This is a genomic window from Bradyrhizobium sp. 41S5, from assembly GCF_011516665.3.
Taxonomy (GTDB): Bacteria; Pseudomonadota; Alphaproteobacteria; order Rhizobiales; family Xanthobacteraceae; genus Bradyrhizobium; species Bradyrhizobium quebecense.
This window is the reverse complement of sequence record NZ_CP083721.1, coordinates 2,815,952-2,830,132: the sequence shown is the minus strand read 5'-3', so window position 1 is coordinate 2,830,132 and position 14,181 is coordinate 2,815,952. Positions and strand designations below refer to the sequence as shown.

Genomic DNA, 14,181 nt, shown 5'->3' with positions numbered 1-14,181 from the left:
CACCTCCGTTTTAGGAAAGAAGCCGTAGTTCTCCGCGCCTAGAACGCTCAGCGAACGCTCGCAGCATTTACCGGCACTTCCTACGAGCAAACACAAGGCGGCGACTTCGCGTGAGCACATGAAAGCCGAGCCGGCAGCGCGTGCGCATGGCCTCCGATACGAGCACAAGCCAATGAGCCAGCCGATCCAGCACGATGCCCCAGAGTCCTCACCGGCCTCGTCTGAGCTACATCAGCGAGAGTCACTCAGCCGCGACTATCGCGCCGCCGACGCGGAAATGGCGCGCGTGCTCGGGACGACGCCATTCCGCATGGCTTTGGATTCTTCTGGCGCCGGGATTGCGCATTGGAAGCATGACCCGTTGCATGACGTCGTCGAACCTATGAGCCACCATGTCATCATGGCCTATAACGGCTTGACACAGCGCGTGGAGCGGCAGTCAGGCAAATCAGTTGAGATTGGAACGTTCCGTCGCGGCGCTGTGATCATCATTCCGGAAGGATCGAGCTCGCGATGGGACATTCCGAAGCCCGTTGATGTCGTTCAACTTTATCTCCCACACGCAACACTCAAGCGCGTTGCCGAAGAAGCTACCACAGGCACACCCAGTGATCTCCTGGAGCGAACAGGACATCCGGATCCGGTCACTTCCCGATTACTCTTGAGCGCGGCTGGTGTGCTGGACGGCCATGGAGCTCTCGAGGGCCATGGGGCTCTTGATAGGCTATTCAGACATCAACTGGCAGACCTGCTAGCCCTGCGTCTTTTGGCTACTCACACCAGCTCGAGAACCAAATTTCAACCAACAGGCGGTGGGCTTTCGCCGAAAGTTCTGGCTCGCGCCATCGAACGCTTGCGCTCGGATAGCGATGCGGACGTATCCCTTGATGCGCTTGCTTCAGATGCGGGCATATCCCGCTTCCACTTCTGCCGCGCCTTCAAAGAAAGCACTGGGCTTACACCTCACGCTTGGCTGAGGCAGCACCGTCTCGGGCGGGCCATGAACATCCTTCGGGGCACCGACGCATCGATCGCTTTGGTCGCGGCGGAACTAGGCTATGCCTCGCAGACGGCCTTTGCCGCAGCCTTTAGACGACTGACCGGCGAGACGCCCGCCGATTGGCGGCGTCACGTGCGCTAATACATTCGCTTGAGAGCAAGTAAGTGTCTTCCGATCCCGAGGACAGCTCCATGAACATTCCGGTCGTGCACGATCATTTGCAGGCGCTCCAGCCACGTCCTTCCGACGCGCGGTCGAACAATCTCCCTGTCGGCGATCTCCATCCCGCCGACGCGGAGATGGCGCGTGTCCTGAAGACATCGCCACTCCAAATAGCTTCCGACCCTTCCAATGGCTCCATCGCGCATTGGAATCATGGAGCCCTGCACGACGTGGTTGAGCCCATGGCCGACCACGTTATCATGACCTACCCAACGGGCGTTCAACGCCTCGAGCGACGGTCCGGAAAATCGGTTGCTGTTGGGACGGCGCGATCGGGTGTTGTGACGATTATTCCGGCGGGTTCGCGAGCCAGATGGGATATTCCCGGCTTTGTGGATGTCATCCAACTCTATCTCCCGCACGTGACCCTCGAACGCGTTGCTCGCGAAGCCGAAGTTTCTGCTCCCGGCGATCTCCGGGAGCGCACGGGACATCCAGACGCCCTCACATCCTCGTTGCTGATAAGCGCTGCGGATTTGCTGGAGGGCAATGCGGCAATAGACGCGCTGTTGAGACAGCAACTGACCGACACTGTGGCGACGCGTATTCTCGCTGAGCACGCCGACGTGTCAACCGCATTCGGGCCGATCACTGGCGGACTTTCTCCCCATGCACTGCGACGAGCGATCGAGCGCTTGGGTTCGGACAGTGATGCTGACGTCTCTCTTGCGGCTCTCGCCACCGACGCCGGCCTGTCTCGTTTTCATTTTTGTCGCGCCTTCAAGGAAAGTACGGGGCTTTCTCCCCATGCTTGGCTACGTCAACAGCGGCTCGAGCGGGCGATGAACTTGCTCCGCGATACCGACGCGGCGATCGCGACGGTGGCCGCGGAGCTTGGCTATGCTTCTCAAACGGCATTCACCGCAGCGTTCAGGACTCTCACCGGAGAAACACCGAGCGATTGGCGACGACGCATGCGCTAACCGCAATCTCTCTTCAAAGACGTCAATCTCTCTGGCGCAGTTTCAGGTTTGACCCGCTAGAGAAACAGGGTGCCCACGATCCATTAGACGGAGACGGACAATGATCTGGAAGCGCTTCGTGAGCCTCCCCTCTTTCGAACCACGACGAAGGATCGTCGCGACCACAATCGTGTACGGACTTTCCCTGGCAGTTCGCTTCACATCGGCAACCGGTGATGAGGTCGAAATTCCACCGCAGTCCCTGCAGAACCCCAATCCAGGGATGTCCATCGTGACAAGGGACAGCGCCCAACTCCCCTACGCTGAATGGATCCCGAGCGCCCCTCGGCCAATCTTGCTGCGCGGCGAATATCCGCGGCGAACGCCACCGGTCGCAGGCTGTCTCTCGCCCTAGACTACCGATTTCGTCTCACGTCTTCGCGCCATCATTGTCTGCAGAACGCTTGCCGCAAACTGCGGTGATGGCGGGCGCATGCCCGGAAGAACCAAACCACAGGAGTATTCACATGAGACTTGTCATCATCGGCGCCGGCTTCGCCGGTATGTATGCCGCACTTTCCGCCGCCCGCCTGCGCGATATCCACGGCGTTTCGTCCGATACGTTCGAGATCGTGTTGGTCGCGCCGGAGCCCGCACTCGTGATTCGTCCGCGGCTCTATGAACCAAAGCCAGAGACCCTGACGGCGCCGCTCTCGGATGTGCTGAACGCCATCGACGTCACCTATGTGCGGGGCAGCGCGGGGACGGTCGACACGAAGTCCCGCACCGTGACCATTACGACCGCAACGGGCACTAATGAGCTCTCCTACGACCGTCTGGTCGTGGCCACCGGCAGCCGGCTGTTCCGCCCGGACATTCCCGGCCTTTCCGCGCACGGTTTCAGCGTTGACCAACTCGACGATGCCATTGCGCTCGACAAGCATCTGCATGGCCTGGCAGGCCGGCCGGCCAGCAGCGGCCGCGATACCGTAGTCGTCGCCGGGGGCGGTTTCACCGGCATCGAGGCTGCTACCGAGATGCCGGCGCGACTACGTGCGATCCTCGGCAAGAATGCCAAGCCGCGCATCATCATCGTCGAAAGGAACGCCGCGGTCGCACCGAACATGGGCTCGGATTCCCGTCCGGTCATTGAGAACGCACTGCGCAGGCTGGGGATCGAAACGCGGGTCGCTACCGACGTCGCATCACTCGACGAAGGCGGTGTCACGCTGTCCGACGGCGAGCGCATTGAAGCGGCGACCGTGGTTTGGGCGGCGGGCATCCGTGCCGCTCCGTTAGCCGCGGAGATCCCGGGCGAGCGGGACAGGTTCGGCCGACTGCTGGTCGATCGTGACTTGCGCGTTCCGGGGGTGGCTGGCGTCTTTGCCACCGGCGACGCTGCACGTGCGGCATGCGACGATGCCGGCAACTACGCACTGATGTCGTGCCAGCATGCGACCCGCATGGGCGCCTTCGCCGGCCACAACGCCGCCGCCGATCTGCTGGGCAAGCCGACCAAACCTTATCACCAAAAAGTCTACGTTACCTGTCTCGACCTTGGCGAGGCCGGCGCGCTGTTTACGCGCGGATGGGAGCGCAAGCTCGAAATCGTCGGCGACGAAGCCAAGAAGACCAAGCGCCAGATCAACACCGTCTGGATCTATCCGCCGAAAGCCGAGCGCGCTGCAGCTCTCGCTTCAGCAGATCCGGAGCAGGTGGTGAATCTCTAGTTGCCTCAAGCGAAGACGGCCGCGCTCCTCGACGTGCGCGGTCTGCTCAAGCACCACCCGATGTGAAACTTCACCACGAAACAGGAGACCACAATGACTGTGAAACAGATGACCAAACCCGCCCCGGGCAACCCTTCACATCTTGGCAAGACTGAGCCTGAAGAACTGGTGCCATCGCGTTACGCGCTGAAGGTCGGCGAGATCGAGGTGCTCGTCGTCAGCGATGGGGTGCTCCCACTCCCAGCCACGATGCTGGCACATAACGTCGCCTCGTCGGTTCGAACGGCCTGGCTGGATGATATGTTCCTGCCGTCAGACGCTTTCGACTGGGCGCTCAATGCGGTCGTCGTGCGCAGCGGCGACAAAACGATCCTCATCGACGCCGGCCTCGGATCCGACCCGAATCTGCACCTGCCACGGGCGGGTCAGTTGATCCGGCGCCTCGAGGCCGTGGGCATCGATCTCACGTCCGTGACCGACGTGGTGCTGACCCACATGCACATGGACCACGTCGGCGGCTTGCTTGCCGACGGCGTCAAGGAGCGGTTGCGTCCGGACTTGCAGATCCACGTGGCGGCCGCTGAGGTCAGGTTCTGGGAGGCGCCCGATTTCTCCCGCACCGCCATGCCGCAGGGATTCCCGGACGCGCTTCGCGCCACCGCCAAGCGCTTCGCGCAGGAGTACCGCGCCCAGCTCCGGCAATTCGACAACGAGCACGAGGTGGCGCCGGGAGTTGTGGTGTCTCGCACGGGCGGCCACACACCCGGTCACAGCGTGGTTCACGTGGCGTCCGGCGGGGAGCGGCTGATGTTCGCCGGCGACGCCGTGTTTGCGGTCGGGTTCGACCACCCCGACTGGCACAACGGTTTCGAGCACGACCCCGAGGAAGCGACGCGGGTTCGCGTCCAGCTGTTACGGGAGCTTGCCGAGACCGGCGAGTTGCTGGTGGCCACTCACATGCCGTTCCCCTCCATAGGCCGGGTCGCAGTCGATGGCGACGCCTTCCGCTTCGTGCCGGCCTTCTGGGACTACTGACCGCTGCTCGGCTTGCAGCGAAACGAGGGCGCGAACGTCGCTGCGAAGATGCGTTCGCGCCCCGGCAAACAGGTCACCGAAGAGGCGGCTGACGCATTGGCTGCAACGGAGTTTGAACATGCTGAAAGTGATGCGCGAGCAGACTAGTCAAGTGCAGCAGACGAAGCCGCTGCCATACGACGTCGTCGCTCTGGTGCTGCAGGGCGGCGGAGCTCTGGGCGCCTACCAGGCCGGGGTCTATGAAGGTCTCCATGAGGCCGGTATCCGGCCCAATTGGCTAGCTGGCATTTCGATCGGAGCGCTCAATGCCGCGATCATCGCAGGCGCCCCAGAGGCCGAACGAATAACACGACTACGCGAGTTCTGGGAAACCATCTGTGCTTGCCCGGTAGAATGGCCCGCCGGCGAAGGGCTGGCCGACGGCCTGCCGTTTGCTTTCGATTTCCGCTCGATCCACAACACGTTTGCAGCGATGAGGGCCTTGTTTCAGGGTCAACCCGGCTTCTTCAAGCCGCGCTTCCCCTCGCCGCTCTGGTCGCCCTTCGCAGGCGATGCCGCGACGAGCTTCTACGACACTACACCGTTGAAGCAGACGCTGGAGCGGCTGGTTGATTTTGATCGCCTAAACTCGGGTGAGATGCGCGTCAGCGTTGGTGCAGTCAACGTCCGTACTGGCAATCTGACGTATTTTGACACCGCCGAGCGCCGGCTGGGGCCGAAGCATTTCATGGCGTCTGGCGCGTTGCCGCCCGGATTCCCCGCCGTCGAGATTGACGGCGAGCATTATTGGGACGGCGGCGTAGTCTGGAACACGCCCCTTTCACGCGTACTGACCGGCGAACCACGTGACACGCTGACATTCCAGGTCGATCTCTGGTCGGCCAGGGGTCGTGTTCCCAGCGACTTGATGGAGTTGTCGAGCCGACAGAAGGACATTCAATATTCGAGCCGGACGCGCGCCATCACGGATCAGGTGCTGAGGATGCAGAAAATGCGTCGGGCGTTGCAACGCACGCTCGAACGCCTGCCGGCAAGTGCAAGGCAGGATCCGGAAATCGGCGCGATCGCGGATATGGCCCGCCACCGCGCCTACAACATCGTCCATCTGATCTACCAATCCAAGGTCTTCGAGAGCCAGTCAAAGGACTACGAGTTCGGCCGGAACGCGATGCGCGCGCATTGGCAGAGCGGGCTTGACGACATCCGCCGCACGCTGGCCGACCCGCGTCGCCTCGACCCCCCAAGCCACGAGCTCGGCATCGTCACCCATGATGTTCATCGTCCCGATTGACCTTCCGCGCCGCCTGCAGACATCGGAGAAAGCCATGTCCACCCTCACCTACGCTCCCGAACAAAACACCAAGACCGGCCTTCGCACATCCAGGCAGGCATTCAGACGATCGGCGATCGCCTTCGCCGCAATGCTCGGCGTCGCCAGCGCGGCTGCTTTCGCCCGCTACTACATCACGACCGGCCGCTATTTGCAGACGACCGACGACGCCTATGTGAAGGCTGACTCCACGATCGTCGCTCCGAAGGTTTCCGGCTACATCGCCGATGTGCTGGTTGCCGACAACCAGCCGGTGACGGCTGGCCAGCTCCTTGCGCGGATAGACGATCGCGATTTCAAGACCGCGGTGGACCAGGCCAAGGCGGACGTCGCCGCCTCCGAGGCCGCCATCCGCAACCTCGACGCGCAGATAGAACTGCAGCAGCCGATCATTCAACAACAGGCCGCCCAGGTCGAAGCGGCCGAGGCCAACCTGAAATTCGCACAGCAGGAGCGCGCACGCTACGACGACCTCATGAAGACGGGCGCAGGCACAATTCAACGCGCACAGCAGACAGACGCGGCGTTGCGCGCGCAAACTGCGCAGCTGCAGCAGGGCAAGGCAGGATTGTCCGCGGCCAACAAAACCGTCGAGGTGCTCTCGACCCAACGCGCGCAAGCCGTCGCGCAACTTGAACATGCCCGCGCGATTGAGCAGCAGGCCGCACTAAATCTGTCCTACACCCGGATCACCGCGCCCGTCGACGGCACCGTGGGCGCACGAACGTTACGGGTCGGCCAATATGTGCAGGCAGGTACGCAGCTGATGGCCGTCGTTCCCCTCGATCAGGTTTACGTGGTTGCCAATTTTAAAGAAACCCAGCTCACCTCTATGCGCAATGGCCAGCCCGTCGAGCTGCGCGTCGACAGCTTCCATTCGACCAGGCTGAAGGGGCATGTCGACAGCCTGTCGCCTGCGAGCGGCCTGGAATTTGCGCTGCTGCCGCCCGACAACGCCACCGGTAACTTTACCAAGATCGTTCAGCGCGTCCCCGTCAAAATCGTACTCGACGATAGGAGCCTGAGCGGCCTGCTGCGCCCCGGCATGTCGGCGGTACCGACCGTCAACACCAAGTCGACCGTTGTCGCCGAGCGCAAAGCCGCAGGGCAGCTGGCCCTGCGGGGCGATAGCCCCCGGAGCTGAGCAATCCGTTTTCCGGCGCACCCGAGGAAATAACCATGACCACGCGGCAAGCCACCTTCGAAGGCATTCCAGCCGGCGAACATCTGCCGTCCTCCGGAGCGCCGGTGTCTCCTGCCGTCACCGCAAAGACCTGGCTTGCGGTAAGCGGAGCCACACTGGGCGCATTTATGGCCGTGCTCAACATCCAGATTGTCAATGCCTCGCTGGCCGACATCCAAGGCGGGATCGGTGCGGGCCTGGATGACGGCGGTTGGATCTCGACCTCATACCTGATTGCCGAGATCGTAGTGATCCCGCTCAGCGGCTGGCTTGCCCAGGTTTTCTCCGTGCGCATCTATTTGCTCGTTAACGCGTTCCTGTTCCTCGTGTTCTCGGCGGCCTGCGCGATGGCGCAAGACTTACCGCAAATGATCGCGCTACGCGCCGTTCAAGGCTTCACCGGTGGCGTGCTGATTCCGATGGCGTTCACGCTGATCATCACGCTCTTGCCGAAGGCAAAACAGCCGATCGGGCTCGCGATGTTCGCGATCTCCGCGACGTTCGCACCAGCAATCGGTCCAACCATCGGCGGCTATCTCACCGAGAATTTCGGGTGGCAATACGTCTTCTACGTCAACGTCGCGCCCGGGGCGGTGATGATCGCCATGCTTTACGTTTCGCTGGAAGCGAAGCCTGTGAACCTCTCGCTGCTGCGCGAAGGTGACTGGAGCGGCATCATCACGATGACGATCGGGCTGGCCGCACTTCAGACGGTGCTGGAAGAAGGCAACAAAGACGACTGGTTCGGTTCGCCCTTCATTGTGCGGCTCGCGGTGATCGCTGCGGTCGCACTGACGCTGTTCCTCGTGATCGAGCTGACCACGAACAAGCCGCTGCTGAACCTGCGCATTCTGCTCCGTCGCAATTTCGGCTTCGGCGTGCTCGCGAACTTTCTGCTCGGCGTCGCGCTTTATGGCTCGGTCTATATCCTGCCTGTCTATCTGTCCCGTATCCAGGGCTACAATTCGGAGCAGATCGGTATGGTGCTAGCATGGACCGGCTTGCCGCAGCTCCTGCTGATCCCGCTGGTGCCGCACCTGATGAAACGCATCGACCCACGCCTCATCATCGGCATCGGCTTTGCGCTGTTCGCGGCCTCCAACTTCATGAACATCTACATGACCAACGACTACGCTGCCGATCAGTTGTTCTGGCCGAACGTCGTCCGTGCGATCGGCCAGGCCTTGTGCTTCGCGCCGCTCTCTGCCGTCGCGACCTCCGGGATCGAGCAAGAGAACGCCGGGTCTGCATCCGCCCTGTTCAATATGATGCGCAACCTTGGCGGCGCGATCGGAATCGCCGCACTGCAGACGCTGCTTACCAAACGCGAACAATTCCACTCCAATCTGCTTTCGCAGCAGGTCACGATGTTTGAGCAAGCGACCCGCGCTCGGCTCGATCAACTTACGCAGTATTTCATAAGCCATGGCGTAATCGACCGCGTCGACGCTATTCACCGTGCCTACGTCGCGATTGCAAAGATCATCCAGAAGCAAGCCTTCATCCTCGGCTTCAGCGACACGTTCTATCTGCTCGGCGTCTCGCAACTCATCGCTCTGGGCGCAGCGCTCATGCTCACAAGGCCCGACCGCCTCGACGGCGGCGGCGCCCACTGACGACCATCTTCAACCCCGAAAGGAGAACGACCATGAAACCCCGCATGAATTTCTATCGGGCCGCACCCGAGACCATCAAAGCACTCACCGCCGTCGAAGTCCAAATCCAGACGTCTGGGCTCGAATTGTCGCTGATCGAGCTCGTCCGGACCCGCGCCTCGCAGATCAACGGTTGTGCCTTCTGCATCAACATGCACACGCAGGATGCACGCAAGCACGGCGAAACAGAACAGCGGCTCTATCTTCTCGACGCCTGGCGGGAGGCTCCGCTCTATACTGATCGCGAACGCGCCGCGCTGGCCTGGACCGAGGCGCTGACCTTGATCGCCGAGACGCACGCGCCTGACGATATCTACGAGGAGCTCCGCAGGCACTTCTCCGAAGCCGAGGCGACGAACCTGACGATTCTGATCGGAACCATCAACGCCTGGAACCGGCTCTCGATAGCCTTTCGCGCGGTGCCCCCCGTGAAGGCAAAGCCGGCGACGGCTGCCTGATTTTCCCGTCTCAATCAGCGAAAGGAATTCCCATGTTGAAGGGAAAAGTCGCAATCGTCACCGGATCGACCAGCGGTATCGGACTGGGTATCGCGAAAGAATTGGCCGGGCTTGGTGCCGACCTGGTGTTGAACGGCTTCGGCGATACCGCGGAGATCGAGGCGATCCGCAGCGGTATCGGACGTGAGCACGGCGTGCGTGTCGTCTACGATGGCGCCGACATGGCAAAGGCAGAGGCCGTGCGCGGTTTGATCGCCGGGACGGTCGAGAAATTCGGGCACCTCGACATCCTGGTGAACAATGCCGGCATCCAGTTCACCGCGCCTGTGGAGGAATTTCCTGTCGCGAAGTGGAATGCAATCCTTGCCATCAATCTGTCTGCCGCGTTTCACGCTATTGCCGCCGCAGTTCCTCAGATGAGAAAGCAACGTTGGGGGCGGATCGTCAACATCGCCTCGACCCACGGCCTCGTGGCGTCCACCCACAAGGCCGCCTACGTTGCGGCCAAGCATGGGCTGGTTGGACTCACCAAGGTGGTCGGCCTGGAGACGGCCGGCAGCGGCGTCACCTGCAATGCGGTCTGCCCGGGCTGGGTGCGAACGCCACTGGTCGATAAGCAGATAAGCGACATCGCGGCGCGAAAGCAGATCAGCCAGAAGCAAGCCGCCGAGGCAATTCTGGCTGAGAAGCAGCCGTCTCTGGGTTTCGTCTCTCCTTCGCAGCTGGGCGGCACTGTGGCCTTCCTTTGCTCTCCAGCGGCAGACCAGATTACAGGTACGGCGATCCCGGTCGACGGCGGCTGGACCGCGCAATAACGATGCGAGCGCCGCAGCAGCGCCCATCCCTAGCATAGAGCATGGAGGCCTATCATGGCTGCAGAGCAGAGAGTCGCTATCATCACGGGTGCGTCGCAAGGTATCGGCGAAGCGCTTGTCAGGGCATATCGCGATCGCGACTATCGCGTCGTCGCGAATTCCCGTTCGATCAGGCCATCGTCTGATCCGAGCATCCTGGCCGTTGCCGGCGATATCGCCGATGCCAAGACGGCAGAACGCATCATGTCGCAGGCAATCGAGCGCTTCGGCCGCATCGATACGCTGATCAACAATGTCGGTATCTTTATCGGGAAGCCATTCACCGAATACACGGTTGAAGATTACGCCAACATGTTGGCGATCAATCTCAGCGGCTTTTTCCATATCACCCATCGCGCCGTCGCGGAAATGCTGAAGCGGCGAGCCGGGCACATCGTGCAGATCACCAGCAGCCTCGACGAGAACGCAAATAGCCAGGCGCCGTCGGCGCTGGCGGCCCTGACGAAGGGTGGTTTAAACGCCGCAACGAAGTCACTCGCAGTCGAATATGCGAGCCGCGGTATCCGCGTCAATGCTGTGGCACCTGGCGCGGTCAAGACGCCAATGCATGCGCCAGAAACGTACGACTTCCTTGCCAAGCTGCATCCTGTCGGACGGATGGGCGAAGTGCGCGACGTGGTCGACGCGGTGATGTATCTCGAAGGCGCCAATTTCACCACCGGCGAGATCCTGCATGTCGACGGTGGACAGAGCGCCGGGCTCTAGGGCAGGAGCATTGTCATGCGGGTCGCCGCTCGAGAGCGCGCTTTGGCGCCCTTGCAAATCCGCGATGGGCGACCGGGACGCACAAGCACTCAGCCTGGTTGCCGGCGAACGTCCCGAGCGTATCTGAATGTGAGACCGCAATGGAAAGATTTCCGGCGATCACCGTTCGCGTACGCGAGATTATGGAATTAGTAGACTGCCGAGTGATCGGAGCTGAGTAACTTGTCGAGAATTATGGCCGAGCACCCGGTCACAACGCGTTCCGGCGGCTCGAAGAGCGCCTGATTCAAATTCTGCGGTTGTCGAAAAGTGATGCTGGAGGGGGAGGAAGTCATGAGGGAACTCCTTTTCCAGGGGCTGATCGGCATGCCGGGGCCGGTCAGCCGTTTCCCGGTTTTCAGCCGGCGGGCGTATATACGGTCTCAACCTGCCATGAACCGGCAGGCTGGCTGTGCAGTTGCCAGAACTGTTCGGCGACGGCATTGGCGTCATTGCTGTTCATGACGAGGCCTGCGACCGTAACGGTCGCGACGTGGACGCCTTTTTCCCGGAACGGCTCGAAGATGCCTCGCGCCAGCGCGCGAATACCTGCCTTACCGATGCTCAGAGAGAGAAAATCCGGGTGTGGCCGAAGGCCGAATCCGCCGCCCGTGAACAGGATGGAGCCTGAGCCGCGTGCGATCATGTGGGGCGCCGCAGCCTGCGCAGCGACCATTGCGCCACCGACATTAACGGCGAGATCATAGTTGAACGTATCGCGCGGCTGATCTGCCAACGTGGCCTTTCGCAGCGCGGCCGCATTGAAGTGCAGAACATCTATTCCGGCGAATTCGCTTTCAACCTGCGATACGAGCGCTGCGACGCTCGACGGCTCAGCCGCATCGACCGTGCGCGCTCCGACCTGATGGCCCTTCGCCTCGAGCTGCCCCGCAAGCTCCTTTGTCTTGGTCTCGTTCCGAGCGCTCAAGATGACCCGGAATCCTTCGCCGGCAAACCGCTCGGCTGTCGCCAGGCCCATACCCGGACCAGTGCCAATGCTAAGAAACGTCTTCATGATCTACCTCCTCGACAATGGGATAACCCCACGTGTTCATCTTCGGTCGACATCCGGAAGCGCTCGAGATGCACGCTTCAACGCGACCAGTGAATCGAAATGCCCTCTGACCAACAGGTTGCTTCGCGCTCTGCTAGGCGCGCATCGCCGATTCCACCTCAAGCGGCGGAGCGGGCTGTTGATAGGGTCTCAATAAGAATTCGGGAGAATTCCTCTGGACTCTCCAGCGAAACGATATGTCCGGTGTCCTTGAGGACAATCATCTTTGCCCGCTTGATCCGGGCGCGGTTCGCTTCGCGCTCGGCCGGGCGTGACCAATCATGATCGCCATAGACAAGCGTCACTGGGACGTCGATCCGAGCGTAGTACGATCTCGCCGCGACGTAGCTCGCAAGGCCTTTATAAACGTCACGCGCAACGTTCGAATAGCCCAGCCGTTTGCCGCCCTTCACCAACTCGTCGATGAAGTCCGCCGGCAAACTGCGCGGGTCGTGGAAGCCGCCGTTCAGGATGCCGGCCAGACTTGCCCGGCTCTCCATAGCGGCGAAAATCGGCCCGATGAGGGGGGCTCGCACGATTTTAATAATGACCGACGCGAGAACGTTCGCCCGCTCCACGCCAGGCAAATAGTCGTAGGAATTGAAGGCGACGACCTGTTTCACGCGATCTCCAAGCATCGCTGCCGTCGTCAATGCCAATGTGGCACCCAGCGATTCGCCAGCCAGAGTGACGTCGCGCAAGTCGAGCCGTTCGAAGAAATCAACGACATGCTCTCGCATCGCCGGTTCTCGATAGTCGGCGCCCGGAACGATCTCCGACCAGCCAAATCCCGGATAGTCGAACGCGTATACGGTAAACTGATCCGTGAGCTTTGGGATCACCCGTTGAAACAAGTCGAGCTGTGTACGGATTGAATGCAGCAGCACCAGCGCCGGACCCTGGCCGGCCTGCAAATAGCGAACCTTTGGACCAGCCGGGGTTAACGACAGAAACTCCGGCTTCTGATCGGGGCACCAGCCGAGCGTATAGTCGAACTCATTTTGACAAACCATGATCGTTCTCGTTCGTTATGTCTGAAGTTGAGTTGACGGCAGCGCATCATCGTGATCCTTCGCCAGGGACCGCCGCGGTTAAATGTGCTGCTCGGACGGGTAAATGCCGCCGGTCGGCAGGTCTGCTCCGCGCATCGTGATCGGTCACGCTGCCTTCGCCTCGAGTACCTCGGCGAATGTGCGGGCAAAGCTATGGGTGTCGCCGGGCCAGCGCGCCGAGACATAATAGTCATCCCGCACCACCCAGGCAGGACGATCGTTCTTCAACGCGTCGCGTGCCGTGCCGCTTGTCTTTCGCTTGAAGTCGGGATCGCTCTCGGGAACGTCGATGAAATCCGCAGAACTCGCGAGTGCGCGGGTAACCTCCTGCTGCACGGACATGTATCCTTCGGGTTGCCCCGCCGCCTCAGTGTAAGTGCGATAATAGTCGCTGTCCCAGAAACGTCCGACATGAGCGAGAGCGCTGCCCTTGCGTTCCAGTGCCCAAGGCAGCGCTGTGGTCTTTCTTCCATAGAGCACGGATCGGCCGTCGACCCGCTTGCTGCGGGCGGCGAGCAGCACGCCATGACAGATCGCGGCCACCGGCTTTTCGTCGGCGAAGAACTCGGCGGTGATCCGCTGAAGAACAATGCTTTCGAGATATTCGCGCATGCCGCGCGCCCGGTGTCCACCGCCGAGCAGCAGAGCGTCGAAGTCCCTTGACTCGACCCGGTCCCAGCGCGTCGGGCTCTTGAAGGCCGGATCGAGTAGCATCTCGGTATACGCCTTCCGGGCATCGGCATTAGCGCCCAGCAGGAGGCCCAGGACACGGATATTGCGAAGCACGGGGATGCCACTCCAGGGGTCGAGACCGATACCGGAGAGCATGATCGGGTCGCAGGCGCCAGGCTTGCCGTCGGGAGTCGCGAAAACGACCTGATGACCGTGCTGGGTCAGCATTTTCCAGCTAACCGCGACTTCCGTGGGGTCGAAATCGCGGC

General features: G+C 61.5%; 13 protein-coding genes. 10 read left to right on the top strand and 3 right to left on the bottom strand.

Features of this window, described 5'->3' with window-relative positions:
- Window positions 1-172 precede the first annotated feature (172 nt).
- The 10 genes from HAP47_RS13275 (at window position 173) to HAP47_RS13230 (ending at window position 11,095) form a co-directional block, all read left to right on the top strand.
- Window positions 173-1,141, top strand: a complete 969-nt coding sequence (locus HAP47_RS13275; protein ID WP_173637863.1) for a helix-turn-helix domain-containing protein — start codon at window positions 173-175, stop codon at window positions 1,139-1,141.
- A gap of 50 nt (window positions 1,142-1,191) precedes the next feature.
- Window positions 1,192-2,145 (top strand): helix-turn-helix transcriptional regulator, encoded by a 954-nt coding sequence (locus tag HAP47_RS13270; RefSeq protein WP_173637864.1) that lies wholly within the window; start codon window positions 1,192-1,194, stop codon window positions 2,143-2,145.
- 506 nt (window positions 2,146-2,651) lie between these two features.
- A complete protein-coding gene (locus HAP47_RS13265) occupies window positions 2,652-3,854 on the top strand; it encodes an NAD(P)/FAD-dependent oxidoreductase (protein ID WP_173637865.1) in 1,203 nt (400 codons plus the stop codon).
- A 108-nt stretch (window positions 3,855-3,962) separates the two neighbouring features.
- Window positions 3,963-4,889 (top strand): MBL fold metallo-hydrolase, encoded by a 927-nt coding sequence (locus HAP47_RS13260; protein ID WP_371821808.1) that lies wholly within the window; start codon window positions 3,963-3,965, stop codon window positions 4,887-4,889.
- 118 nt (window positions 4,890-5,007) lie between these two features.
- Entirely contained in the window at window positions 5,008-6,180 is a 1,173-nt protein-coding gene (locus tag HAP47_RS13255) for a DUF3734 domain-containing protein (protein WP_173637866.1), read from the top strand.
- A 34-nt stretch (window positions 6,181-6,214) separates the two neighbouring features.
- Window positions 6,215-7,363 carry an HlyD family secretion protein gene (locus tag HAP47_RS13250; protein WP_173637867.1) on the top strand — a complete coding sequence of 383 codons (1,149 nt, stop codon included), beginning with the start codon at window positions 6,215-6,217 and terminating at the stop codon, window positions 7,361-7,363.
- Between the two features lie 35 nt (window positions 7,364-7,398).
- Window positions 7,399-9,018 (top strand): MDR family MFS transporter, encoded by a 1,620-nt coding sequence (locus HAP47_RS13245; protein WP_173637868.1) that lies wholly within the window; start codon window positions 7,399-7,401, stop codon window positions 9,016-9,018.
- A gap of 32 nt (window positions 9,019-9,050) precedes the next feature.
- The gene (locus tag HAP47_RS13240) at window positions 9,051-9,515 is read left to right on the top strand and encodes a carboxymuconolactone decarboxylase family protein (RefSeq protein ID WP_173637869.1); all 465 of its coding nucleotides are present in this window, start codon (window positions 9,051-9,053) and stop codon (window positions 9,513-9,515) included.
- A gap of 32 nt (window positions 9,516-9,547) precedes the next feature.
- Window positions 9,548-10,330, top strand: a complete 783-nt coding sequence (locus HAP47_RS13235; protein ID WP_173637870.1) for a 3-hydroxybutyrate dehydrogenase — start codon at window positions 9,548-9,550, stop codon at window positions 10,328-10,330.
- Between the two features lie 54 nt (window positions 10,331-10,384).
- Window positions 10,385-11,095, top strand: coding sequence for an SDR family NAD(P)-dependent oxidoreductase (locus tag HAP47_RS13230; protein ID WP_173637871.1), 711 nt, complete (start codon window positions 10,385-10,387; stop codon window positions 11,093-11,095).
- Window positions 11,096-11,492: 397 nt separating this feature from the next.
- Here HAP47_RS13230 and HAP47_RS13225 read toward each other — a convergent pair whose 3' ends face one another.
- From HAP47_RS13225 to HAP47_RS13215, 3 genes are all read right to left on the bottom strand, one after another.
- On the bottom strand, window positions 11,493-12,149 hold the full coding sequence (locus HAP47_RS13225; RefSeq protein ID WP_173637872.1) for an SDR family NAD(P)-dependent oxidoreductase: 657 nt from the start codon (window positions 12,147-12,149) through the stop codon (window positions 11,493-11,495).
- 158 nt (window positions 12,150-12,307) lie between these two features.
- Window positions 12,308-13,201, bottom strand: coding sequence for an alpha/beta fold hydrolase (locus HAP47_RS13220; RefSeq protein WP_173637873.1), 894 nt, complete (start codon window positions 13,199-13,201; stop codon window positions 12,308-12,310).
- 144 nt (window positions 13,202-13,345) lie between these two features.
- The gene (locus HAP47_RS13215; RefSeq protein WP_210285225.1) at window positions 13,346-14,140 is read right to left on the bottom strand and encodes a type 1 glutamine amidotransferase domain-containing protein; all 795 of its coding nucleotides are present in this window, start codon (window positions 14,138-14,140) and stop codon (window positions 13,346-13,348) included.
- Window positions 14,141-14,181: the final 41 nt, after the last annotated feature.

What these genes read in the sequence shown, in the direction of transcription:
- HAP47_RS13240 (WP_173637869.1), top strand. Translation starts at nt 9,051, where the DNA reads ATGAAACCCCGCATGAATTTCTATCGGGCCGCACCCGAGACCATCAAA.
- HAP47_RS13230 (WP_173637871.1), top strand. Translation starts at nt 10,385, where the DNA reads ATGGCTGCAGAGCAGAGAGTCGCTATCATCACGGGTGCGTCGCAAGGT.
- HAP47_RS13260 (WP_371821808.1), top strand. Translation starts at nt 3,963, where the DNA reads ATGACCAAACCCGCCCCGGGCAACCCTTCACATCTTGGCAAGACTGAG.
- HAP47_RS13265 (WP_173637865.1), top strand. Translation starts at nt 2,652, where the DNA reads ATGAGACTTGTCATCATCGGCGCCGGCTTCGCCGGTATGTATGCCGCA.
- HAP47_RS13275 (WP_173637863.1), top strand. Translation starts at nt 173, where the DNA reads ATGAGCCAGCCGATCCAGCACGATGCCCCAGAGTCCTCACCGGCCTCG.
- HAP47_RS13220 (WP_173637873.1), bottom strand. Translation starts at nt 13,201, where the DNA reads ATGGTTTGTCAAAATGAGTTCGACTATACGCTCGGCTGGTGCCCCGAT.
- HAP47_RS13235 (WP_173637870.1), top strand. Translation starts at nt 9,548, where the DNA reads ATGTTGAAGGGAAAAGTCGCAATCGTCACCGGATCGACCAGCGGTATC.
- HAP47_RS13215 (WP_210285225.1), bottom strand. Translation starts at nt 14,140, where the DNA reads ATGCTGACCCAGCACGGTCATCAGGTCGTTTTCGCGACTCCCGACGGC.
- HAP47_RS13255 (WP_173637866.1), top strand. Translation starts at nt 5,008, where the DNA reads ATGCTGAAAGTGATGCGCGAGCAGACTAGTCAAGTGCAGCAGACGAAG.
- HAP47_RS13250 (WP_173637867.1), top strand. Translation starts at nt 6,215, where the DNA reads ATGTCCACCCTCACCTACGCTCCCGAACAAAACACCAAGACCGGCCTT.
- HAP47_RS13270 (WP_173637864.1), top strand. Translation starts at nt 1,192, where the DNA reads ATGAACATTCCGGTCGTGCACGATCATTTGCAGGCGCTCCAGCCACGT.
- HAP47_RS13245 (WP_173637868.1), top strand. Translation starts at nt 7,399, where the DNA reads ATGACCACGCGGCAAGCCACCTTCGAAGGCATTCCAGCCGGCGAACAT.
- HAP47_RS13225 (WP_173637872.1), bottom strand. Translation starts at nt 12,149, where the DNA reads ATGAAGACGTTTCTTAGCATTGGCACTGGTCCGGGTATGGGCCTGGCG.